This is a genomic window from Bacillus sp. 2D03 (genome assembly GCF_003946765.1).
Classification (GTDB): Bacteria; Bacillota; Bacilli; order Bacillales; family Bacillaceae_G; genus Bacillus_A; species Bacillus_A cereus.
In genome coordinates this window covers 738,189-761,004 of record NZ_RPSJ01000001.1, presented here as the reverse complement: position 1 = coordinate 761,004, position 22,816 = coordinate 738,189, and the positions used below count along the sequence as shown (strand labels likewise).

The following is a 22,816-nucleotide window of genomic DNA, read 5'->3' as shown; positions in this document are numbered from 1 at the left end:
AGTCTGTGCAAATTGTAAAAAAGGAGAAATTTGTTTTAAAAGAGTTTACGTTTGAAAATGGCAGAGAAATTCCTGTTCAAATGGGATATGAGACATATGGTACTTTAAATAGAGAAAGGTCAAATGTGATTTTGGTTTGTCATTATTTTAGTGCAACAAGTCATGCGGCAGGAAAATATACAGTGCATGATGAGGAGTCTGGTTGGTGGGATGGGCTAATTGGACCTGGAAAAGCAATTGACACAAATAAGTATTTTGTTATATGTACGGATAATCTTTGTAATGTGCAGGTGAGGAATCCATATGTAATTACAACAGGACCGAAATCAATTAATCCAGAAACTGGAGAAGAATATGCTATGGAGTTTCCGGTTTTTACATTTCTTGATGTAGCTCGTATGCAATATGAGTTAATAAAAGGTATGGGAATTTCAAGGTTACACGCTGTAATCGGACCGTCGGCGGGGGGAATGATTGCACAACAATGGGCGGTTCACTATCCACATATGGTAGAGCGGATGATTGGCGTTATTACGAACCCACAAAATCCAATTATTACGTCAGTAAACGTAGCGCAAAATGCGATTGAAGCAATTCAACTCGATCCAAGTTGGAAAGAGGGGAAATATGGAGAACAGCAGCCGATAAAGGGGCTTCATTTAGCAAATAGAATGATGTTTATGAACGCGTTTGATGAGCATTTTTATGAAATGGCATTTCCTCGTAATAGTATAGAGATAGAACCTTATGAAAAGTTTGCTACACTAACATCATTTGAAAAAGAAATAAATAAAGCGACATATACAAGTATAGAGCTAGTAGATGCAAATTCATGGATGTATACTGCGAAGGCAGTTTTATTGCATGATATTGCACATGGGTTTTCTTCACTAGAAGAATCTCTTTCTAACATAGAAGCGAATGTACTTATGATTCCGTGTAAACAAGATTTGCTTCAGCCGTCTCGTTATAATTATAAAATGGTAGATATTTTGCAAAAACAAGGAAAATATGCGGAAGTATATGAGATAGAAAGTATAAATGGGCATATGGCAGGAGCATTGGATATTCATTTATTCGAAAAGAAAGTTTATGAATTTTTGAATCGGAAAGTATCTAGTTTTGTGTAGAAGGAAAATGATGGGGAAAAGGTGCAGTGTTTGAAGTAGGCACCTTTTTTTACATGATTTGTAGACGGAAAATATATGTAGCAATTGCTATACCGAAAAACGCTATGCTAAGCAATAGAAATAAGAATGACATTTCTTGTGGCGATTTTATCTTTTTATTATTTTTCATACTAAGTACAATAATTGCAGCGAGTAAGAACACAATGCCTATGATGAAAAGAAAAAGCGTCATTTTAATCGACTCCTTTCATAAAACAAGTATATTGAGGATACAATGTGCTAGTTATGTTTGTAAAGAATAAGTTTTACGAGAAAATTGAGAAATAGCTTTTCGATTCTTTGCGTTCTTTCTTTTGCATGCTAAAATTGGTAGAGAATGTTTGTGAAAAAGAAACTAAAGGTTTTATTGTATATAAGGAGGAACTACATATGACAGAAGTTAAAACAATTACTACAGAAGAGGTGCAAGAGCGTTTAGAAAATGGAGAAACGTTATTTTTAGTAGATGTAAGAGAAGATGAAGAAGTAGCGGCAGGAAAGATTCCAGAAGCTGTACATATTAAAATGGGCGATATCCCACATAAAGTAGATTTCTTTAATAAAGAGAATGAATATATCTTTATTTGTCGTTCAGGAATGCGCAGTGAAAATGTATGTCATTATTTAAATGAACAAGGGTTTAAAACAGTGAACATGGTTGGCGGTATGCTTCAATATGAAGGTGAAACGAAATAGTTAATTGTAAAAAACTTGAAACGAGTCTGTTTCAAGTTTTTTTCTTTTGCATACAGTATAAAAAAGGAGGAGGGGTAAATGGGGATTAATTTGCGTAAAGTAAAAATTATTAATAATACAGGAGCTGTTAATGTCGGTGACTGTTATGATCTCTCACCTTTAGCTGTAGCAAAAGTATATGCAGGTGCTGGAGGATCGAGTGCGGCTATTTTTTTAAATGGAAAAAGGCAGCCAGAAGCGGTCATTAGAACATCAGTATTTCTTCCGCCTTTGGCAACGAGTACACGTACGTTAGGTTCATAGAGGAAAGGTAGAGTGTAATTATGCCTGCTCATATAAAAGAGTTTGTTATTGTGAATAACACTGGAAATATATTTACCGGTGATAATTTGAGCGACACTTCATTTACTGCTTCGAAATCATATAGTGGTTCAATGGGGTGTACTTGGATTGATGTTGTTACAGTAATAGGGACGGAGACGAAGCTTTGTTTACAGCCGGGAGATTCGGTGACGACGACGTATACAAGGGGCACTCCTGCTGGTACTGTAACAGGAGCAAATATGGGGCAAAATGTAAATACATCGAGTATAGCGCAAGCTGTCCCTAATACAGATAATATGGATTCAATTGCAGGACTCCCTTAAGAAATTAAGGGAGTTTTTATTATTCAAAATAAAAATAGTCTTGGAAATTATTTTTGTAAATAGATTAAGAAGAGGCTTATTTATTATGAAAAAGACGGTTTGTAGGCGGTGAAAGTGTGAAGAATCGTGATAATAATCGGAAGCAAAATTCGTTAAGCTCTAATTTTAGAATTCCACCCGAACTTATTGGGCCTACTTTCCCCCCTGTTCCAACTGGATTTACAGGTATAGGGATTACTGGTCCAACCGGTCCACAAGGCCCAACAGGACCTCAAGGACCAAGAGGATTACAAGGTCCGATGGGGGAGATGGGCCCGACAGGACCTCAAGGTGTGCAAGGGATACAAGGATCAGTTGGGCCAATAGGTGCAACTGGACCAGAAGGACAGCAGGGCCCACAAGGATTGAGAGGACCACAAGGAGAAACTGGAGCGACAGGACCTCAAGGGGTGCAAGGGTTACAAGGTCCGATTGGTCCAACGGGAGCGACTGGGGCACAAGGTATACAAGGGATACAGGGATTACAGGGGCCAATTGGAGCGACGGGACCTGAGGGACCTCAAGGAATTCAAGGTGTCCAAGGGTTGCCGGGTGCAACTGGTCCACAAGGAATACAAGGAGCACAAGGGATACAAGGAACACAAGGACCGAGTGGAAATACAGGTGCAACCGGAGCAACTGGTCAGGGGATAACAGGCCCGACTGGAATAACAGGTCCAACTGGGATAACTGGACCATCTGGAGGACCTCCTGGTCCGACGGGGCCGACTGGTGCGACAGGTCCGGGCGGTGGACCGAGTGGAAGTACAGGTGCGACTGGAGCAACTGGGAATACTGGAGCTACAGGAAGTACAGGGGTAACAGGAGCAACGGGAAGTACAGGTCCGACTGGAAGCACGGGAGCACAGGGCTTGCAAGGAATCCAAGGGATTCAAGGGCCAATTGGGCCAACAGGTCCAGAAGGTCCACAGGGTATTCAAGGTATTCCTGGTCCGACGGGAGTAACTGGTGAACAAGGAATACAAGGAGTTCAAGGTATTCAAGGGGCAAAGGGAGCAACAGGAGATCAAGGTCCACAAGGAATACAAGGAGTACCAGGGCCATCAGGAGCAACAGGCCCACAGGGAGTTCAAGGGATACAAGGTCCGATGGGGGATATAGGACCAACAGGTCCAGAAGGCCCAGAGGGACTTCAGGGCCCGCAAGGAATACAAGGTGTGCCAGGGCCAGTTGGAGCAACGGGTCCAGAGGGTTCCCAGGGGATACAAGGTATTCAAGGACCGGTAGGAACAACAGGCCCACAAGGTCCACAAGGAATTCAGGGAATACAAGGTGTGCAAGGGATAACGGGAGCACCTGGAGTACAAGGAGTAACTGGAATTCAAGGGATACAAGGGGAAATAGGAGCAACGGGTCCAGAGGGTCCCCAAGGAGTGCAAGGTGCTCAAGGTGGGATTGGTCCAACAGGTCCGATGGGTCCCCAAGGTGTGCAAGGAGTACAAGGAATTCAAGGAGCGACGGGCGCACAAGGAGTGCAAGGTCCACAGGGAATTCAAGGAATCCAAGGTCCGACGGGGGCAACAGGAGATACGGGAGCAACAGGTGCGACAGGGGAAGGCACTACAGGCCCAACAGGAGTAACCGGTCCAACAGGGGTAACAGGCCCATCTGGAGGACCAGCAGGACCGACCGGCCCAACGGGGCCATCAGGTCCGGCGGGAGTAACTGGTCCATCTGGTGGACCACCTGGCCCGACAGGAGCAACAGGTGCGACAGGAGTAACAGGAGATACTGGGGCGACAGGCTCAACTGGAGTGACAGGAGCGACAGGAGAAACGGGAGCAACCGGAGTGACGGGTTTGCAAGGTCCGCAAGGAATCCAAGGTGTGCAGGGAGAGATAGGTCCGACGGGTCCCCAAGGTGTTCAAGGTCCCCAAGGAATTCAAGGAGTAACGGGGCCCACTGGAGATCAAGGTCCGCAAGGGATTCAAGGCCCACAAGGCGACATAGGTCCAACCGGCCCACAAGGAATTCAAGGCCCACAAGGTTCTCAAGGAATCCAAGGAGCGACAGGGGGAACAGGAGCACAAGGTCCACAGGGAATCCAAGGTCCGCAAGGTGACATAGGTCCGACTGGGCCACAAGGTCCAACTGGAATCCAAGGGATACAAGGAGAGATAGGTCCAACAGGTCCAGAAGGCCCAGAGGGACTTCAGGGCCCGCAAGGAATACAAGGTGTTCAAGGGCCAGTTGGAGCAACGGGTCCAGAGGGTCCTCAGGGGATACAAGGCATTCAAGGACCGGTAGGAGCAACAGGCCCACAAGGTCCACAAGGAATACAGGGAATCCAAGGTGTGCAAGGGATAACGGGAGCAACTGGAGCACAAGGAGCAACTGGAATTCAAGGGATACAAGGGGAAATAGGAGCAACGGGTCCAGAGGGCCCCCAAGGAGTGCAAGGTATACAAGGGGCGATTGGTCCAACCGGTCCGATGGGCGCACAAGGAGTGCAAGGTATACAAGGGATTCAAGGAGCAACAGGTGCACAAGGAGTGCAAGGCCCACAAGGGATTCAAGGGATACAAGGTCCGACGGGAGCAACAGGAGATACGGGGGCAACCGGAGCGACGGGAGAAGGAACTACCGGTCCAACAGGAGTAACCGGTCCAACAGGGGTGACTGGCCCGTCAGGAGGACCAGCAGGACCGACCGGCCCAACGGGGCCATCAGGTCCGGCAGGAGTGACAGGTCCATCAGGTGGACCACCTGGTCCGACAGGAGCAACAGGAGCGACAGGAGTAACAGGAGATACCGGGGCGACAGGCTCAACTGGAGTGACAGGAGCGACAGGAGCAACGGGAGCAACCGGAGTGACGGGTTTACAGGGCCCGCAAGGAATCCAAGGTGTTCAAGGAGAGATAGGTCCAACCGGTCCACAGGGTATTCAAGGTCCACAAGGAATCCAAGGAGTAACGGGGGCAACAGGAGCACAAGGTCCCCAAGGAATTCAAGGCCCACAAGGCGACATAGGTCCAACCGGCCCACAAGGAATTCAAGGTCCACAAGGTCCTCAAGGAATCCAAGGAGATACGGGGGCAACAGGAGCACAAGGCCCACAGGGAATCCAAGGTCCACAAGGTGACATAGGTCCGACCGGCCCACAAGGCCCGCAAGGAATTCAAGGCCCGCAAGGAATTCAAGGTCCAACGGGAGCTACAGGAGCAACCGGAGCGACAGGTCCCCAAGGAATTCAAGGTCCCCAAGGAATCCAAGGCCCGCAAGGAATTCAAGGTCCAACTGGAGATACAGGAGCAACCGGAGCGACAGGTCCCCAAGGAATTCAAGGTCCACAAGGAATCCAAGGCCCACAAGGAATTCAAGGTCCAACGGGAGCTACAGGAGCAACCGGAGCGACAGGTCCCCAAGGAATTCAAGGCCCGCAAGGAATCCAAGGTCCAACGGGGGCTACAGGAGCAACCGGTTCACAAGGTCCAACTGGAGATACAGGTCCAACCGGAGCTGGAGCCACTGGAGCGACCGGGGCGACTGGAGTTAGTACAACTGCAACGTATGCATTTGCGAATAATACATCAGGAACCGCTATTTCCGTTTTATTAGGCGGTACGAACGTACCATTACCGAACAATCAAAATATTGGCCCAGGAATAACCGTTAGTGGTGGGAATACTGTATTTACAGTTGCGAATGCAGGAAACTATTATATAGCTTATACAATTAATTTAACGGCAGGATTAGTTGTAAGTTCTCGTATAACTGTAAATGGCAGTCCGCTTGCGGGAACGATAAACGCCCCGACAGTGGCTACTGGTTCATTTAGTGCAACAATAATCGCTAACTTGCCTGCTGGAGCTGCTATTAGTCTGCAGTTATTTGGATTAGTTGCAATAGCTACATTATCTACGGCAACGCCAGGAGCTACTCTAACTATTATTAGGTTAAGTTAATAAGAAGAAAACCTTGGGGCTTTTATGCTTCAAGGTTTTTTTATCTTTGTATTTGTAAGTAAACCTCGTTAACCAAGGGGAAGTGGATCCCTCTAATTATTTAGAGTTTCACTTTATTCACTTGAGCAAAAACATCGCAGTTCGAAAATATATTATAATAGAATGAAAAGAAAGAAATTTGGCAGAAAGGGAGGGTGGCGATGAAGGAGATGGTTAAAGATTTTTTTGGACGCCCACTTCAAGATTTACGTATATCTGTCATTGATCGTTGCAATTTTAGATGTACATATTGTATGCCAGCGGAAATATTTGGGCCAGAATATGCTTTTTTGAAAGACGAGTTTTTACTAACTTTTGATGAAATTGAGCGTTTGGCAAAATTATTTGTTAGCATCGGTGTACGGAAAATTAGACTTACTGGCGGTGAGCCACTGCTTCGTAAAGATTTAACAAAACTTATTGCACGTCTTGTGAAAATTGATGGGCTAATAGATATAGGGTTAACGACAAATGCTATTCATTTAACGAAACAAGCGAAGGCATTAAAAGAAGCTGGATTACATAGAGTGAATGTTAGTTTAGATGCGATAGATGATGACATATTTAAGAATATTAATGGTCGAAATATTAATACGAAACCGGTAATTAAGGGAATTATAGCAGCTAAAGAGGCGGGCTTGGAAGTAAAGGTAAATATGGTTGTGAAAAAAGGGATGAACGATCATCAAGTACTACCGATGGCTGCGTATTTTAAAGAGCAAGGAATTCCGCTTCGGTTTATTGAGTTTATGGATGTTGGTAGTACAAATGGGTGGAATTTTGATCAAGTCATTACAAAACGAGAATTGATTGAGATGATTCATAAGGTGTATCCGCTTGAGCCAGCTGAAGCGCATTACTTTGGTGAAGTTGCAAAGCGATATCGGTACGTTGGAACAAATGTTGAAGTTGGTTTTATTACATCTGTTTCTGAGTCATTTTGTGTCTCTTGTACGAGGGCGAGAATTTCGGCAGATGGAAAGTTTTATACGTGCTTATTTGCGACAGATGGTTTGGATGTAAGAGAACTTCTTAGAGGAAATCTTTCGGATGAGGAGTTATTAAGTGTTATACAAGATGTATGGATGAATAGAAAAGATAGGTATTCGGATGAACGAACAGAAGAAAGTGCAAAAAATCGTCCGAAAATCGAAATGTCTTATATAGGAGGATAAGAAAGGGGGGTATCGCATGCAGGAGCGATATTCAAGACAAATATTATTTTCTGGTGTTGGAGAAGAAGGACAGAGAAAAATAAGAGAGAAGCATGTGCTTATTATTGGTGCTGGTGCTCTCGGTGCGGCAAATGCAGAAGCGATTGTTAGAGCGGGTGTTGGAAAAGTAACGATTGCTGATCGTGATTATGTAGAATGGAGTAATTTACAAAGACAACAACTATATACAGAAGAAGATGCAAAGCAGTATAAACCGAAGGCGGTAGCGGCAGCAGAGCATTTAAGAGCGATTAATTCTGAGGTGGAAATAACTCCTGTTGTGACGGATGTAACGGTGCAAGAAATGGAAGAATTAGTGAATGATGTAGATTTAATATTAGATGCGACAGATAATTTTGAAACGCGCCTTCTCATTAATGATATTTCACAAAAGTATAATCTTCCGTGGATATATGGTGGGTGCGTTGGAAGCTACGGAGTAACGTATACAATTTTACCAGGGAAAACACCGTGTTTTCGCTGTTTAATGGAGCATCCGGCGAGCGGAGCAACATGTGACACAGCTGGTATTATACAACCGGCAGTACAATTAGTAGTTGCGCATCAAACTACGGAAGCGCTGAAAATATTAGTAGAAGACTACGGAGCGCTTCGTGAAACGATGTTATCATTTGATCTTTGGAATAATCAACAGATGGCATTTAAAGTGAATAGGCAGAAAAAAGATACTTGTTTATCTTGCGGAAGGTTACGTACATATCCGAGTTTAACATTTGAAGCACAAACGAAAACAGAAGTGTTATGTGGGCGAAATACAGTGCAAATTCGTCCAGGTGTGCGGAAGAATTTTAATTTGGAAGAAATTAAAAAGCGCTTACAAAGAAGCGTAGAGATAAAGGCGACACCTTATTTATTGTCGTTTCCGGTAGAAGAATATCGTTTTGTTTTATTTACAGATGGCAGAGCTTTCATTCATGGGACGAATGATATAAATGTAGCGAAAAGTTTATATGCAAGATATATAGGTTGAACCTAAAGGAAATCCTTTAGGTTCAACGGAGAAAGGATTATGAATTTCTCGTATAATCTCCACTTTTTCCACCTGTTTTTTCAAGTAAGTACGTTTCGCCGATAATCATACCTTTATCGACAGCTTTACACATATCATACACAGTAAGAGCGGTAGCCGAAGCAGCTGTTAAAGCTTCCATTTCAACACCGGTGCTACCTTCTGTTTTAACTTTTACTTTAATGAGTAAACGATATTGTTCTTCTGATTGTTTCCAATCGAAAGAAACGTCAACACCTTTTAATAGTAAAGGATGGCACATTGGAATAATATCAGAAGTTCGTTTCGCAGCCATAATGCCTGCGATTTGCGCAACTGCTAATACGTCACCTTTCCCAATTTCATTGTGAGAGATTTTATCGTAAATTTCTTTCGTAACGACAATGCTAGAGCACGCAATTGCTGTTCGAACGGTTGCTTTTTTGTCACTTATATCAACCATCTTCGCGCGTCCTTGGTCATTAAAGTGTGTAAATGAAGACATGGAATTCCTCCTTGAAGTAATTTCTATTGAATATATAAAGTTTAATCGAGATAAAAAAAATTGCAAATATGAGGTGAGAAACGATGGTAGAAAAACGAATTCCAATTCAAGTTGCTGAGGCAGTAGAACGGGTAATGAAATATGCAAAGCATGGTGAAGTAGAAGAAATTTCTATTACGGAAAGTTACGGAAGAATTCTCGGCGAAGATGTTGTCTCAGATCATGACGTTCCTCATTTTGATCGTTCCCCTTACGATGGTTTCGCCATTCGAGCAGAAGATACGAAAGAAGCAACTCAAGAGAATCCAGTTGAATTTGAAGTAATAGGAGAAATCGGGGCGGGTTCTGTTTTTACAGAAGAAGTAGGATCTTTTCACGCGGTTCGTATTATGACAGGAGCAGCTATTCCAAAAGATTGCAATGCAGTCGTAATGCTAGAGCTGACAGAAGGGTTTGAGAAGAACGGGAAAACATATATGAAGTTAAAACGCCCTTTTAATAACGGTGACAATGTGTCATTTAAAGGAGAAGATATAAAACAAAATCAAGTTCTCGTTCAGAAAGGCGTTGCAATTAATCCAGGTGTTGCCGCCTTATTAGCAACGTTTGGATATAGTACTGTGAAAGTTGTAAAACAGCCTGTTGTCGGTATTGTAACGACAGGAAGTGAATTATTAGAAGTACATGAGCCGTTAGAACCGGGGAAAATTAGAAATAGCAATTCGTATATGATCGCAGCTCAAATTATGAAAGCTGGCGGGAAAGTTCGTTATTATGGTCAACTCGCGGATGAGTTAGATGCATGTTTTACAGCTGTTCAATCAGCGGTGGATGAGGTCGACATTTTAATTACAACAGGCGGTGTATCAGTAGGAGATTATGACTACTTACCAGCTATTTATGAAAGGTTACAGGCAAATGTACTCTTTAATAAGATAGCCATGAGGCCCGGAAGTGTAACGACAGTAGCTGAGGTTGATGGAAAGTTACTCTTTGGTTTATCAGGAAATCCGTCTGCTTGTTATGTAGGCTTTGAATTATTTGTGCATCCAATTATAAAAACGTATTTGTATGCGAAGGAACCTCACGTATATAGAGCGGATGCTATTTTACAAAAAGATTTTCCAAAGCCAAATCCATTTACTCGTTTCGTAAGAGCGAACGTAACAATTGTGGACGGGGCGTTACAAGCGATGCCAGTTGGTTTAGATAAATCGAGTGCGGTATCTTCACTTGCAGATGCGAATGCTTTTATCGTGTTGCCTGGAGGAACGAGAGGATTTGAGACCGGAATGAAAGTATCCGTATTATTGTTAGAGCACTCTGAGGGATGTGATTGGCCATGGGCAAAGCCCCTTCAATCTTACAAATAGTAGGATATCAAAATAGCGGGAAAACAACACTTGTTGAGAAAGTGGTGCATGCACTAGCTGAACGAAAAATGAAAGTTGCTACAATTAAACATCACGGGCACGGAGGCTTTCCAGAAGTAGCGCAAAAAGATAGCGAAAGACACCGTAAAGCTGGTGCTGTCGTAAGTAGTGTAGAAGGTGCTGGATTGCTTTCACTTTCTTCACTAAGAAAGAAATGGCCCTTGCAAGAAATTATTCGCTTATATGAGTTTTTTGAAGTGGATACAATTTTAATAGAAGGCTATAAAAAAGAGAATTACTCGAAAGTAGTGTTACTTCGTTCTGCGGAAGACATTGAGCTTTTACATAAAGTAGAAAATATAGTGGCGGTTATTACGTGGTATGATGTTCCGGCAAATATACGAGAAGAATATAAAGTATTTCATATAACAGAAGAAGAGTTGTACATAGACTGGTTTTTACAAACGGTTAGGAGTGCGAAATGATAAATACATATTATGAAGTAATTGATACAGAAATCTCGATTGAAGAAGTAACGAAGAAAGTAATTCGACGTGAATGCGGTGCTGTTACAACATTTATTGGAACGGTTAGAGAGTTTACGAAAGGGCGTCGTACATTATACTTAGAGTATGTTGCTTATAAGACGATGGCAGAAAAGATGCTAGAGAAAATTGGCTTGGAAGTGAAAGAGAAATGGCCAGGTACATACGTTGCGATTACACATCGCATCGGTACGTTGCAAATTTCTGATATAGCGGTTGTTGTTGCTGTTTCAACACCACACCGTAAAGCGGCTTATGAAGCGAACGAATATATTATGGAACGCATAAAACAAATTGTTCCGATTTGGAAAAAGGAGTTTTGGGAAGATGGTGATTCATGGATTGGTGATCAATTAGAAAAAACACCATATCCGGCGGGAGAGCCTGGGAAGGAGCTATAAGTATGATTAGAGTATTGTTATTTGCGCACTTGCAAGAAGAAGCAGGGACAAGTGAATTACAAATAGAGAAAGAAAATATTACGGTTGCACAGTTAAAAGATGTTGTTGCGAACGAATATAATGTACCAGTTTCAGAGCCAATTATGGTTGCGATTAATGAAGAATACGCAAATGAAGATGACAGGGTCCAATCTGGTGATGTTGTGGCACTAATTCCACCAGTGAGCGGTGGTTAATATTGGATTCATTAAAACGACTTTCCTACATAGGGAAAGTCGTTTTTTTATGGCAGTTTTGAGAACACTAATCTATAGAACAAGGAGGGAACTATGAAAAAAATATGTGTAGTTATCACAATGCTATGTGTGGCCTTTTTCTCTTCTCCAAGCGATTCTTTCGCGAAAGAATCAAGAGAACAGCTTTTAGAGAGTGCATTATCAAATAGGTACTATTCAGTTATTAGACAAGTGACAGAAGATCAATATGAATGTGCTTCAGTTATAGATATAAAGCGTCTCGGCAAGAAAGATGAATTTGTTCCTAGATACGAAGTGAAGCTACAATTTCTTACATTTCAAGGAGCGCATAATCCGCCGAACGATAAAGTTACGCTTACTTTGGAAGATCATTTAGATCACGTAAAGATAAAGAAAGTGGAGCGAGAAAAGAATGTTTCTGACGTTATTGCAGAAAAAGTTTGTGAACGGGAAAAAGAAAAAATAAAAGCTCACTCTAACGACTTAGAGTGATAATCTATGGCATTTAGTAAAGAAAGGTAATGAGTGATGGATATATTTTTAGCGATTTTACCAGCTATATTTTGGGGAAGTATTGTGCTATTTAACGTAAAACTGGGCGGGGGCCCGTATAGTCAAACGCTCGGAACAACGTTTGGAGCACTTATTTTCTCAATTGTTGTTTATATTTTTATGAAGCCAGTATTAACACCTACCGTTATCGGAGTTGGAGTTGTGTCAGGTTTATTTTGGGCGCTTGGTCAGGCAAATCAATTGAAAAGTATTGATTTAATGGGTGTTTCGAGGACGATGCCAATTTCAACAGGACTTCAATTAGTCGCGACGACTTTATTTGGCGTTATCGTATTTCATGAATGGTCCACGACAATATCGGTCGTCCTTGGGATTTTAGCGCTCGTTTGTATTATTATCGGTGTTATTTTAACATCGCTTCAAAGTGAAGAAGAAAAGAATGCAGAGCAAGCAGCAAACTTTAAAAGAGGTATCGTAATTTTATTAATTTCAACAGTCGGTTATTTAGTTTACGTAGTAGTAATTAGGTTATTTAACGTAGATGGCTGGTCGGCTTTGTTGCCACAAGCAGTTGGTATGGTGTTAGGTGGGATTTTGCTTACCTTTAAACATCATCCATTTAATAAATATGCAATTCGAAATATTATTCCAGGATTAATTTGGGCAGCTGGAAATATGTTTTTATTCATTTCACAGCCGCGTGTTGGAGTCGCAACAAGTTTCTCGCTATCGCAAATGGGAATTATTATTTCCACGCTTGGTGGGATCCTTATATTAGGTGAAAAGAAAACGAAACGTCAATTAACGGGTATCGTTGTCGGTATCGTTTTTATTATCGCAGCCGGAATTATGTTAGGTATAGCCAAAAGTTAAAGGAGGTATGGAAATGTATAGTGATTTAGCAGGGAAAGTTGTCGTTATTACAGGATCAGCAACTGGTCTCGGAAGAGCGATGGGAGTAAGGTTTGCTAAGGAAAAAGCGAAAGTGGTTATTAATTATCGCTCACGAGAATCAGAAGCGAATGATGTGTTAGAAGAAATTAAAAAGGTAGGCGGCGAAGCGATTGCTGTAAAAGGTGATGTAACCGTCGAATCAGATGTTGTGAATCTTATTCAATCTGCTGTGAAAGAGTTTGGTACGCTTGACGTTATGATTAATAATGCAGGGATAGAAAACGCGGTACCATCGCATGAAATGCCGCTTGAAGATTGGAATAGGGTAATTAATACAAATTTAACAGGTGCTTTTTTAGGAAGTCGTGAAGCGATTAAATATTTTGTAGAACATGATATTAAAGGGTCTGTCATTAATATGTCTAGTGTTCATGAGAAAATTCCGTGGCCACTATTTGTGCACTATGCAGCAAGTAAGGGTGGTATTAAACTGATGACAGAAACGTTAGCGCTAGAATATGCGCCAAAAGGTATTCGAGTAAATAATATTGGGCCAGGTGCAATTAATACGCCAATTAATGCCGAAAAGTTTGCTGATCCAAAACAGCGGGCTGACGTAGAAAGTATGATACCGATGGGCTACATTGGAAAACCTGAAGAAATCGCAGCAGTAGCAACTTGGCTTGCTTCATCAGAGGCGAGTTACGTAACTGGAATTACGTTATTTGCAGATGGTGGAATGACTTTATACCCATCGTTTCAAGCTGGGCGTGGGTAATATGAAAAGGACAAAGAGTTTATCTCTTTGTCCTTTTTTACAAAAAAAATAGCGTTCGGCTATTTTAAAATTAATGATTAATTGTATCTTGAAGAAATTCTGTTGCTTGATGTTCAGTAACATTTTGTACGAGCGCGACTTCGCTGATCATCATTTTTCGTGCATTATCTAGCATTTGTTTTTCGCTCGCATTTAATGTTCTCTCTTTATTACGGCGAAGTAAATCCCGAACCACTTCTGCGCTATCTTGTAAATTGCCATTTTTCATTTTTTCCATATTCATTGTATATCTTTGTTTCCATGAGAGTGATGGGTCTGACTCCCCGTTTTGAAATTCAAGAAGTATATCATCTAACGTACCTCGATCAACGATATAACGAATACCTGATTTTTTTAATTGTTCCATCGGAAGCATTACTTGCATATCTTTACTAATGATGCGTATCACACAATATTGACGTGAAGTACCTAATATTTCTTTCTCTTCAATTGCTTCGATAATTCCTGCACCGTGCATTGGATAAACGATTTTATCACCAATTTGAAACAAATCATCCACCTCCATATGTGGTAACCACTTTTAATGATAGCACACTTATATAAAAATGTCAAATTTTATATAATAACATAACATTTATATTCGAGTCAATAATATGGAGTGCTTTTTTTTATGTTTTTTTGAACATATTTATCCCGCATTAACGGGCGATAAGACCCCCATCTCAAAATTTAGAAAAAGCAAAGAAGTTAGGTGGGGGTCGGGCTGATTAAAGTTTCACTTTATAGTGATTTTTTTAGAAAAATAGTACATGTGAGAAAGAAGGCATATCCACTTATTTTTAAGCATAAAATGTAAAAGCGCTAATACAATATACCTAAATCCGTTCTTTGCAAAGGAGGGAGAGAAGGTGGGGCGCACAATAAAAATTGATATTACAAATAAAGTTGTAGCTAAATTTAGACCAAATTATTTGGAATTATATACGAGTAAATTTATGATAGGTAAGTTTTATGTCTATACTGAAGATAAAAAATATGTGTTAGAAGACGGATATATATATGAGAATGGAAAGTTTTATCGCATCATAGATACGCACCGTGGCAATAATCAAGCGGCGGAGGGCTGCGATCTAGGATGGTGTTAACATGATTCGTGTGAAAGTTTTTGATGAAAGTCACGAAAAAGACTTAGAAGACGCTGTGAATGTGTTTTTGAAAAAGATTGATGATAGCAACTTTGTAGATATTAAGTATCAAGTTGGTGTTTCCATTAACGACGATGAAAACCAAATTTATTGTTTTTCAGCAATGATCGTTTATAAAGCATAAAAAAGAGCTGGCTCACCCAGCTCTTTTTTATGTTTTATGTTGGGACAACATGTGTCGGTAATACGTTCATAATAGATTGGGGTGTGCCTAATTTCTTTGTCGTTAAAAGAGGCTCCCCTGTTGCATGATTTTGAGCATCTTTACACATACCAAGGTGATAACGATCACCTAAAAATGGATCAATATAAAAACCGTTTTTGAATACTTTATCATTCGGATGTTTTTCATGATGAATATCAGAGCAGTTAATGCAATAGAACATAGCTTTCATCCCCTTTTTATTTTTGTTTGAAAAAAGTGAGTCGGTAGTCATTTCGCTCCTGAGGAAATGTTGAGGAGAAGAGAAATAACTACCTACTCAAATGGTGGGCATATTCCTTCTGATTTGTCATATCTCGCGTATTGTCCCTTGAGGGAAGGAGGAGAGACGAAGTACGCATGATATAAGTAAGGCGCTTCTCTCAAGATAAATGATGGAGTTTCATGTTGAGAGAAGTTTTTATTTTGTATTGCCTTTGTGAGTATATTATGAGGAAATGCTAAGAGGGTGTTTGTCCTGTTGAAAAAATGTTGAGAATTTCTCAACAGTAAAAGAATTAGCGTTGACATGAAACTAAAAGGTGTTATATTATCGAAGTGTAACCAAAAGGTGTTATGTTATAACGCCGAGTAAAGGAGAATGAAAATGGAACAACAAAATACATTAAATGATATTAAACAAACAATCGTTTTTAACGCGTCTATTCAAAAGGTATGGAGTGTAGTATCAACTGCAGAAGGGATTGCGTCATGGTTTATGCCAAATGATTTTGTATTAGAGGTAGGACATGAATTTCATGTGCAATCACCATTTGGGCCATCACCATGTAAAGTGTTAGAGATTGATGAGCCAAACTATTTATCTTTCTCATGGGATACAGATGGCTGGGTTGTTTCATTTAATTTGAAAGACTTAGGAGATAACAAAACAGAATTTACGTTAATTCACGGCGGCTGGAAACATCCTGATGAAATTCTTCCGAAAGCAAATGCGAAGAGCTCTATTATTCGCGATAGAATGAGCGGTGGTTGGGTAGCAATTGTAAATGAAAAACTGAAAAAGGTTGTCGAAGGCTAAGTGTCCTCGTCAGCAGCGAAATATGATGTATTTCAAGCAATTGCTGATCCAACCCGCCGAGAAGTAATACGGTTATTAAGTGACAAAGAGTTACCGATTTCCAAAATAACGGATCATTTTCCGATGAGTCGTACTGCGGTTGTAAAGCACCTTCATATTCTTTCGGAAGCGAATTTAGTAAGTGGAAGAAAAAGCGGAAGAGAGAAGATATATCGTTTGCATCCAGAACCATTAGAAGAATTACAACAGTGGCTCTCATATTATGAACGTTTTTGGGATAATAAATTATCCATGCTGAAACATATTGTGGAGAATGAAGAATAAAAAAAGGATGACCAAAATGGTCATCCTTTTTATTGTTGCTCACTTGTTTGTGTAGCTGGCTTTAATAAAAGCCAACCGATAATTAATGTACATACTGCTAATACGAAAGTGCTCATATAAATAACGTGTACACTTGCAGCTAATGCGGATTGTGATTCAGTGGCTACACTTGCTGTAGCCCCGCCGTGTCCACCAGATACAAGATCAAGGTTTTTAATGCCGCGTGCATGAATCATCGTATTAAAGATTGTTCCAAAGATTGCAGCACCTAACGTTTGACTGAATGTATTAATAAATGTGTTTAAACCAACAGCTGTTCCGCGTGTATGAGCTGGTACGGCTGCTTGAATTGTTACCATGTAAATCGGTGTCACAAGCCCCATTCCTAAGCCGAATAATCCGACTGCTACATAAATAAGGAACGATGGTGAATTTGTTGATAGTGTAAATAATAAGAACGTAGCGACTGATAAAATGCTAGCTCCAAGTAAAATGATTTGTTTCGTTTTTAATTTGCCTACTAAGTTACCAGAGAAAATAGCGCCAAATGTCCACATAACAGGGATTGGCATTAAAATAAGTCCAGCTTCTGTAGCATTTTTCCCTAATACACCTTGGCTCCAAATTGGAAGGTACATTGTAATACTAATAATCATTGCGCCAGCAATAAGAGTTAATATATTTATCGTAGATAATGTACGGTTAGAGAAAAGTGCTAGCGGAATTAATGGTTCTGGAGATTTTTTCTCGATGAATAAGAAAATAATAAATGAAATAGCGGCAAAGATTAATAGGCCGATAATTGTCATGTCTCCCCAGTTTTGCTTACTGCTACCTGTTAATAATGCATATAGTAGAGCGATTGTACTTAATGAGAAGACTGTTGCACCAAGATAATCGATATGATGCTTAGCAGGTTTAATAGATTCTTTGTAGTAAATTGCAATCATTAAGCAAGCGATAATTCCGAATGGAACGTTTAGGAAGAAAATATAACGCCAAGAAAGAGAATCAACTAAAAATCCACCTACTAACGGTCCGATAACACCGGATACACCCCAAACGGCACTCATCCAACCTTGTGCTTTCGCGCGGTCTTTCGCTTCGCTATATAAGTCTCCAATAATCGTCATTGTGATTGGCATAACAGCACCAGCACCGATACCTTGAAGCGCGCGGAAGAAGATTAATTGTTCCATCGATGTAACGACTCCGCAAAGTGCAGAACCGACTAAAAAGATTGTAGCTCCGATCAGTAAAACTTTTTTACGGCCAAATAAATCAGCGAGCTTTCCGTATATTGGAGTCGAAACAGCTGTTGCAAGCATATAAATTGCATATACCCAACTAACAAGTTCGACGCCTGACAAATCACTCGTTATACGAGGGATTGCTGTACTAACAATCGTTCCTTCTACCGCAGAAAGAAACGTCATTAACATTAAAGACATCATGACTTTTTTTCTCATTTGTTTTCCCCTTACCCTTTTTTAAATATTCAACAATATAAAATATAAAGGTACTAAGGTATATAAAGCAACAAAAAAGCAATGGGAAGTTAAGTGGAGCGTATATTTGTCGTTTCTTGTCGGCGAGTCGGTATATTTGGGAAATCGCTGATATAAGTTGTGGAATCGCTCATATAATTTCATGTACCTATAAAAAAAGAAACAGGAATCCCTGTTTCTTTTTTTAATACTGCATTTTCGCGTTTTCTCCAGCTGTCGTTCCGGCAATTCTACCAGTAACAAGGGCTGATGTAATATTATAGCCACCAGTATAACCATGAATATCAAGAACTTCTCCGCAGAAATATAAGCCGTTCGTAAATTTAGAAGACATTTCTTTCGGGTTAATTTCTTTCACGGATACACCGCCGCCAGTAACGAATGCTTTTTCAATTGACTGCGTACCATTTACATTCACAGTAAACTCTTTAAAGTCTTTCACAAGTGCACGAATCTTTTCGTGAGAAACTTGTCCAGCTTGTTCGCTACCGTCAATTTCATTTTTTTCTAATAAGAATAGGAAGTAACGTTCAGGGACATAACCTTTTAAAACGTTTTTAATTCCTTTTTTTGGATCTTCTTTCATTTGTTTCAGCATGCGCTGGAATAGTTGCTCACTATTTTCCTCTGGCAATGCATCAATACTCATTTGTATTGTATTCGTTTTAAACTTTTTCAGTGCTTTCACGACGAATTGACTACAGCGAAGAGCAGCAGGACCAGATAGGCCAAAATGAGTGAAGAGCATGTCCATTTTGTGAGAAATGATAACTTTTCCTTTCGGGTTTAATACGCTTAAGTTTATATCACGTAAAGCAAGACCTTGTAATGAGCGGTCACGTATAAACGGCTCGTTTGAAAGGATAGGTACTTCTGTTGGGAATAATTCTGTAATTGTATGACCCGCTTTTTCAGCCCAAGCATATCCGTCTCCAGTAGATCCGGTTTGAGGAACTGATTTTCCGCCAACAGCGATAACGACGTGATTTGTTTCTAACACTTCGCCTGTTTGCAGTATAACTGCTTTCGTTTGACCATTTTCATATTCAATCGTTTCAACAGGTGTATTTGTACGAATTTTTACACCTAAGTCTTTTAATCGTGTTAAAAGTGCGTCTACAACAGATTGTGCTTTGTTTGACACAGGGAACATGCGACCGTGGTCTTCTTCTTTCAATTTAACACCGAGATTTTCGAAGAATGTAATAATATCTTCATTATTAAAAATAGAAAAAGCGCTGTATAAGAAGCGACCGTTTCCTGGTATATGTTTAACAATTTCATCAAGTGGTAGACGGTTTGTTACGTTACAGCGTCCGCCACCAGAAATTGCAAGTTTACGCCCAAGTTTATTTCCTTTATCAAGAAGTAAGACATTTGCGCCTTCTTCTGCAGCACCAATTGCAGCCATTAGCCCAGAAGGACCGCCGCCGATGACAATAACATCATAATGCATAATATATCGACCTCATTTTCTACATTTCCTGCCTAAAAGAATAGCATGTTTTCCCTTAAAAGAAAAATAGAGTGAAGTACTGCTTAATGAGAGAATTGTGGTACAATACAAAAGTTAGAGTTCAGCACTATCCTGCCATTTGTAGGCGATAAGACTAAAACCTCAAGATTTAGGAGAAGTAAATAGGGAGTCTGTTAGCCTGTAAATGCTCGAATGGTTCAACTAATAAGGAGTAGGAGAGAAGTCTCCAACTAATTATAGTTTCACTTTATGTAGATGTAGGAGGATTTTTGTATGTCCGATTCGAAATTTCTGCGCGGAACGCTTATTGTTACGCTAGGGACATTTTTAGTAAAGTTCTTAGGCATGATTTACGTCTTTCCGTTTCATGCATTAGTAGGAACAGAAGGCGGAACGCTCTATACATATGGATACATTCCATATACGATCTTTTTAAGTATCGCAACGGCAGGTGTGCCACTTGCTGTTTCAAAATTTGTTTCCAAATATAATGCGCTTGGCGATTATAAAACGAGCCGGAGAATGTTCCGCTCGGGAATGGTTATGATGATAGTAACAGGAGTTCTTTCGTTCCTAGTACTGTACATGACGGCGCCATTGTTTGCAGAAGCGATGCTTGGTAAACAAAGTATACACAATAATGTAGGAGAAGTTACGACGATTATTCGTCTTGTAAGTTTCGCACTTATTGTTGTACCAGCAGCGAGTTTAATTCGTGGTTATTTCCAAGGTCACCAGTCTATGGGACCAACTACCGTTTCACAAATTATTGAACAAATTATTCGTATCGTCTTTTTATTAGCAGGTAGTTTTATCGTTATTAAAGTACTTGGCGGTACAGTTGCAACAGCAGTTGGAGTAGCGACATTTGCTGCGTTCGTTTCAGCGGTTGGAGCACTCGGTGTGTTAATTTGGTACTGGTTAAAACGTAAAAAATATTTGGATCAATATTTAATTGAACAAACTGTACCAGAATCAACAGTAAGCACCGTTCAATTGTTTAAAGAGTTATTTGCATATGCGATTCCTTACGTTGTAATTGGGTTAACAATTCCTTTATATCAACAAATTGATACATTGACATTTAACTCAATTATGCAGGCGATTGGTCAAGGTGATATCGCAGAGCGAGCTCTCGGTATTTTCACAATGTGGACGCATAAGTTAATTATGATTCCTGTATCACTTGCAACAGCGTTTAGTTTAACGCTTGTACCAGCAATTACAAAATCATTTACTGAAAAACAATACCGTTATTTGAAATTACAAATTACACAAACATTCCAGGCGAATATGTTTTTAACATTGCCAGCAGTTGTCGGTATTTCTTCACTGGCATATCCAATTTATACTGCGTTTTACGATTCAGATCCACTAGGTGGACAAGTATTAATGTGGTATGCACCAGTTGCGTTGTTATTCGCTTTATTTACAGTAACAGCGGCAATCCTGCAAGGTATTAACCAGCAGAAGCATGCGATTATTGCGCTTATAATGGGCGTTATTTTGAAATTTGTATGTAACGTAATCTTTATTCGTTATTTCGGTACAGTAGGAGCAATTCTAGCAACAGCAGTTGGTTTCTTAGCTTCTGTTTGGTACACAAATCAACAAATTAAAAAATACGCACACTATTCATTCGGTGTTGTATATAAAAGAACATTCCAAATTGCAGTATTAACACTTATAATGGTCGTTGCTGTAAAACTATCACAATGGCTTCTATCCTTCATGATTTCGCCTGATGGCCGTATGGGTGCTCTTATAACAGTTGCGATTTGTGCAGGTATTGGCGGTCTTGTTTACGGATTGTTAGCAATTCGCACAGGAGTACTTGAAAGAGTATTTGGCGGAGAAGCATTAGATAAAATTCAACGTAAACTTGGTAGTAGATTTAAAATAAAGTTGAAATCAAGAGGGGCGTAATTACGTCCCCTTTTCTATGATAAATAAAGAAGGTGAAAAACGTGAGATTAGATAAATTATTAGCAAATATGGGATATGGAAGTAGAAAAGAAGTAAAGAAATTATTGAAAGATGGCGTTGTGAAAATTGATGGAACGCCAGTAAAAGATGCGAAAGTTCATGTAAATGTAGAAGAGCAAGAAGTTATGATTCACGGTGAAGTTGTGGAATACAAAGAATTTGTTTACTTAATGATGCATAAACCACAAGGTGTTATTTCAGCGACGGAAGATGATAATCATGAAACAGTAATAGATTTATTAGAATTAGAAGATGCAATCTTTGATCCGTTCCCAGTTGGACGACTTGATATCGATACGGAAGGTTTCTTATTGATAACAAATGATGGGAAGCTATCACATCAATTATTATCTCCGAAAAAGCATGTGCCGAAAAAATATTATGCACACGTTGCAGGAGTAGTAACAGAAGAGGATGTAAAAGAGTTTGCTAAAGGTGTTATTTTAGATGATGGCTATGAAACAAAGCCAGGTGCACTTACAATATTGAAAAGCGATGATATTTCTGAAATTGAGCTTGTGATTACGGAAGGGAAATTCCATCAAGTGAAGCGTATGTTTGAAGCGGTAGGGAAAAAAGTAGTCTACCTAAAGAGAACAGAGATGGGTCCGTTAGTATTAGATGAAGAACTAGAACTTGGACAATACCGAGAGCTAACAGATGAAGAAGTAGAAATGTTAAAAACATATCAAGTAGATACTGAAAAGTAGTACCTTTATAGGCGCAGAAAAGACCCCTTTCTAATTATTAGAAAGGGGTATGTATTTATTTACATACAATTATTTTTCATTATGAGGTCATTCTCACTTTCTTTCCTGTTGTTGTCCACTTACCGCGGCAAGGGCTATACACGAGTTCATTAAACTGCAACACATTTAGATCACGTTGTATCGTTCGCGGTGTGATCCCGAACTCATCTACAAGGTCTTTCGTCGTTACCGTTCCGTTTTCATTGATGTACATATAAATTGATTTAATGCGTGTTAGCATACGAGTAGTTGTAGGTTTCAAGAGAAAACCACTCCTCTACTAGTTTTTTTGACCCCATTCAGGAAAGAAGGTCGTTACTA

Annotated in this window: 27 protein-coding genes; 20 read left to right on the top strand and 7 right to left on the bottom strand. The window is 40.2% G+C overall.

Annotated elements, in window-relative coordinates; translation table 11 throughout:
* Window positions 1-5: 5 nt before the first annotated feature.
* The gene (locus EBQ15_RS04245; RefSeq protein ID WP_001167628.1) at window positions 6-1,130 is read left to right on the top strand and encodes a homoserine O-acetyltransferase family protein; all 1,125 of its coding nucleotides are present in this window, start codon (window positions 6-8) and stop codon (window positions 1,128-1,130) included.
* A 49-nt stretch (window positions 1,131-1,179) separates the two neighbouring features.
* On the opposite strand, the gene EBQ15_RS04240 is transcribed toward EBQ15_RS04245, so the two are convergent.
* Window positions 1,180-1,362, bottom strand: a complete 183-nt coding sequence (locus tag EBQ15_RS04240) for a hypothetical protein (protein ID WP_000171881.1) — start codon at window positions 1,360-1,362, stop codon at window positions 1,180-1,182.
* A 197-nt stretch (window positions 1,363-1,559) separates the two neighbouring features.
* On the opposite strand from EBQ15_RS04240, the gene EBQ15_RS04235 reads away from it, so the two are divergent.
* The 6 genes from EBQ15_RS04235 (at window position 1,560) to EBQ15_RS04205 (ending at window position 8,721) form a co-directional block, all read left to right on the top strand.
* The gene (locus EBQ15_RS04235) at window positions 1,560-1,865 is read left to right on the top strand and encodes a rhodanese-like domain-containing protein (RefSeq protein WP_000141207.1); all 306 of its coding nucleotides are present in this window, start codon (window positions 1,560-1,562) and stop codon (window positions 1,863-1,865) included.
* Window positions 1,866-1,943: 78 nt separating this feature from the next.
* On the top strand, window positions 1,944-2,168 hold the full coding sequence (locus EBQ15_RS04230) for a spore germination protein (protein ID WP_000512465.1): 225 nt from the start codon (window positions 1,944-1,946) through the stop codon (window positions 2,166-2,168).
* Window positions 2,169-2,188: 20 nt separating this feature from the next.
* A complete protein-coding gene (locus tag EBQ15_RS04225; RefSeq protein WP_001110848.1) occupies window positions 2,189-2,512 on the top strand; it encodes a hypothetical protein in 324 nt (107 codons plus the stop codon).
* Window positions 2,513-2,628: 116 nt separating this feature from the next.
* Window positions 2,629-6,477, top strand: a complete 3,849-nt coding sequence (locus EBQ15_RS04220) for a BclA-related collagen-like exosporium protein (RefSeq protein ID WP_000796084.1) — start codon at window positions 2,629-2,631, stop codon at window positions 6,475-6,477.
* Window positions 6,478-6,677: 200 nt separating this feature from the next.
* On the top strand, window positions 6,678-7,691 hold the full coding sequence (moaA, locus tag EBQ15_RS04210; RefSeq protein WP_000661857.1) for a GTP 3',8-cyclase MoaA: 1,014 nt from the start codon (window positions 6,678-6,680) through the stop codon (window positions 7,689-7,691).
* A 16-nt stretch (window positions 7,692-7,707) separates the two neighbouring features.
* Window positions 7,708-8,721 carry a molybdopterin-synthase adenylyltransferase MoeB gene (locus EBQ15_RS04205; protein ID WP_001158107.1) on the top strand — a complete coding sequence of 338 codons (1,014 nt, stop codon included), beginning with the start codon at window positions 7,708-7,710 and terminating at the stop codon, window positions 8,719-8,721.
* 37 nt (window positions 8,722-8,758) lie between these two features.
* Here the strand turns inward: EBQ15_RS04205 and moaC are convergent, their stop codons facing one another.
* On the bottom strand, window positions 8,759-9,244 hold the full coding sequence (moaC, locus tag EBQ15_RS04200; protein ID WP_000094148.1) for a cyclic pyranopterin monophosphate synthase MoaC: 486 nt from the start codon (window positions 9,242-9,244) through the stop codon (window positions 8,759-8,761).
* An 83-nt stretch (window positions 9,245-9,327) separates the two neighbouring features.
* On the opposite strand from moaC, the gene moeA reads away from it, so the two are divergent.
* The 7 genes from moeA to EBQ15_RS04165 all read left to right on the top strand — a co-directional run bounded on the left by moeA (window position 9,328) and on the right by EBQ15_RS04165 (window position 14,005).
* A complete protein-coding gene (gene moeA / locus EBQ15_RS04195; RefSeq protein ID WP_000229695.1) occupies window positions 9,328-10,617 on the top strand; it encodes a molybdopterin molybdotransferase MoeA in 1,290 nt (429 codons plus the stop codon).
* Window positions 10,587-11,102, top strand: coding sequence for a molybdopterin-guanine dinucleotide biosynthesis protein B (mobB, locus tag EBQ15_RS04190; protein WP_000513643.1), 516 nt, complete (start codon window positions 10,587-10,589; stop codon window positions 11,100-11,102). The genes moeA and mobB overlap by 31 nt, the downstream gene beginning before the upstream one ends.
* The gene (gene moaE, locus EBQ15_RS04185; protein ID WP_000611226.1) at window positions 11,099-11,563 is read left to right on the top strand and encodes a molybdopterin synthase catalytic subunit MoaE; all 465 of its coding nucleotides are present in this window, start codon (window positions 11,099-11,101) and stop codon (window positions 11,561-11,563) included. The genes mobB and moaE overlap by 4 nt, the downstream gene beginning before the upstream one ends.
* A 2-nt stretch (window positions 11,564-11,565) precedes the next feature.
* On the top strand, window positions 11,566-11,799 hold the full coding sequence (gene moaD, locus EBQ15_RS04180) for a molybdopterin converting factor subunit 1 (protein WP_000621778.1): 234 nt from the start codon (window positions 11,566-11,568) through the stop codon (window positions 11,797-11,799).
* A 93-nt stretch (window positions 11,800-11,892) separates the two neighbouring features.
* On the top strand, window positions 11,893-12,312 hold the full coding sequence (locus EBQ15_RS04175; RefSeq protein ID WP_000717679.1) for a DUF3888 domain-containing protein: 420 nt from the start codon (window positions 11,893-11,895) through the stop codon (window positions 12,310-12,312).
* A 36-nt stretch (window positions 12,313-12,348) separates the two neighbouring features.
* Complete coding sequence (glcU, locus tag EBQ15_RS04170; protein ID WP_000350861.1) at window positions 12,349-13,206, top strand: glucose uptake protein GlcU; 858 nt, start codon at window positions 12,349-12,351, stop codon at window positions 13,204-13,206.
* A gap of 13 nt (window positions 13,207-13,219) precedes the next feature.
* The gene (locus tag EBQ15_RS04165) at window positions 13,220-14,005 is read left to right on the top strand and encodes a glucose 1-dehydrogenase (protein WP_000286676.1); all 786 of its coding nucleotides are present in this window, start codon (window positions 13,220-13,222) and stop codon (window positions 14,003-14,005) included.
* Window positions 14,006-14,075: 70 nt separating this feature from the next.
* Here the strand turns inward: EBQ15_RS04165 and EBQ15_RS04160 are convergent, their stop codons facing one another.
* Window positions 14,076-14,570 (bottom strand): CarD family transcriptional regulator, encoded by a 495-nt coding sequence (locus tag EBQ15_RS04160; protein WP_000451446.1) that lies wholly within the window; start codon window positions 14,568-14,570, stop codon window positions 14,076-14,078.
* Between the two features lie 343 nt (window positions 14,571-14,913).
* Here EBQ15_RS04160 and EBQ15_RS04155 point away from each other — a divergent pair, with 343 nt between their 5' ends.
* A complete protein-coding gene (locus EBQ15_RS04155; RefSeq protein WP_000533804.1) occupies window positions 14,914-15,150 on the top strand; it encodes a DUF2553 family protein in 237 nt (78 codons plus the stop codon).
* Between the two features lies 1 nt (window position 15,151).
* Window positions 15,152-15,334, top strand: a complete 183-nt coding sequence (locus tag EBQ15_RS04150) for a sporulation protein Cse60 (protein WP_000621751.1) — start codon at window positions 15,152-15,154, stop codon at window positions 15,332-15,334.
* A gap of 34 nt (window positions 15,335-15,368) precedes the next feature.
* Here the strand turns inward: EBQ15_RS04150 and EBQ15_RS04145 are convergent, their stop codons facing one another.
* Window positions 15,369-15,596, bottom strand: a complete 228-nt coding sequence (locus EBQ15_RS04145; protein ID WP_000498977.1) for a DUF3973 domain-containing protein — start codon at window positions 15,594-15,596, stop codon at window positions 15,369-15,371.
* 423 nt (window positions 15,597-16,019) lie between these two features.
* On the opposite strand from EBQ15_RS04145, the gene EBQ15_RS04140 reads away from it, so the two are divergent.
* Window positions 16,020-16,451 carry an SRPBCC family protein gene (locus tag EBQ15_RS04140; RefSeq protein WP_000437770.1) on the top strand — a complete coding sequence of 144 codons (432 nt, stop codon included), beginning with the start codon at window positions 16,020-16,022 and terminating at the stop codon, window positions 16,449-16,451.
* Complete coding sequence (locus EBQ15_RS04135; protein WP_000098837.1) at window positions 16,452-16,775, top strand: ArsR/SmtB family transcription factor; 324 nt, start codon at window positions 16,452-16,454, stop codon at window positions 16,773-16,775. It abuts the gene before it with no gap.
* 29 nt (window positions 16,776-16,804) lie between these two features.
* Here EBQ15_RS04135 and EBQ15_RS04130 read toward each other — a convergent pair whose 3' ends face one another.
* Both EBQ15_RS04130 and EBQ15_RS04125 read right to left on the bottom strand, forming a co-directional pair.
* Window positions 16,805-18,244, bottom strand: a complete 1,440-nt coding sequence (locus EBQ15_RS04130) for an MDR family MFS transporter (RefSeq protein ID WP_001228019.1) — start codon at window positions 18,242-18,244, stop codon at window positions 16,805-16,807.
* A 223-nt stretch (window positions 18,245-18,467) separates the two neighbouring features.
* Window positions 18,468-19,739 carry a BaiN/RdsA family NAD(P)/FAD-dependent oxidoreductase gene (locus EBQ15_RS04125; RefSeq protein ID WP_000558862.1) on the bottom strand — a complete coding sequence of 424 codons (1,272 nt, stop codon included), beginning with the start codon at window positions 19,737-19,739 and terminating at the stop codon, window positions 18,468-18,470.
* Window positions 19,740-20,033: 294 nt separating this feature from the next.
* On the opposite strand from EBQ15_RS04125, the gene EBQ15_RS04120 reads away from it, so the two are divergent.
* Both EBQ15_RS04120 and EBQ15_RS04115 read left to right on the top strand, forming a co-directional pair.
* Window positions 20,034-21,686 carry a putative polysaccharide biosynthesis protein gene (locus tag EBQ15_RS04120; RefSeq protein ID WP_001284030.1) on the top strand — a complete coding sequence of 551 codons (1,653 nt, stop codon included), beginning with the start codon at window positions 20,034-20,036 and terminating at the stop codon, window positions 21,684-21,686.
* 41 nt (window positions 21,687-21,727) lie between these two features.
* On the top strand, window positions 21,728-22,456 hold the full coding sequence (locus tag EBQ15_RS04115) for a pseudouridine synthase (protein WP_001234947.1): 729 nt from the start codon (window positions 21,728-21,730) through the stop codon (window positions 22,454-22,456).
* Between the two features lie 79 nt (window positions 22,457-22,535).
* Here EBQ15_RS04115 and EBQ15_RS04110 read toward each other — a convergent pair whose 3' ends face one another.
* Entirely contained in the window at window positions 22,536-22,757 is a 222-nt protein-coding gene (locus EBQ15_RS04110; protein ID WP_000805512.1) for a DeoR family transcriptional regulator, read from the bottom strand.
* Between the last annotated feature and the right edge of the window lie 59 nt (window positions 22,758-22,816).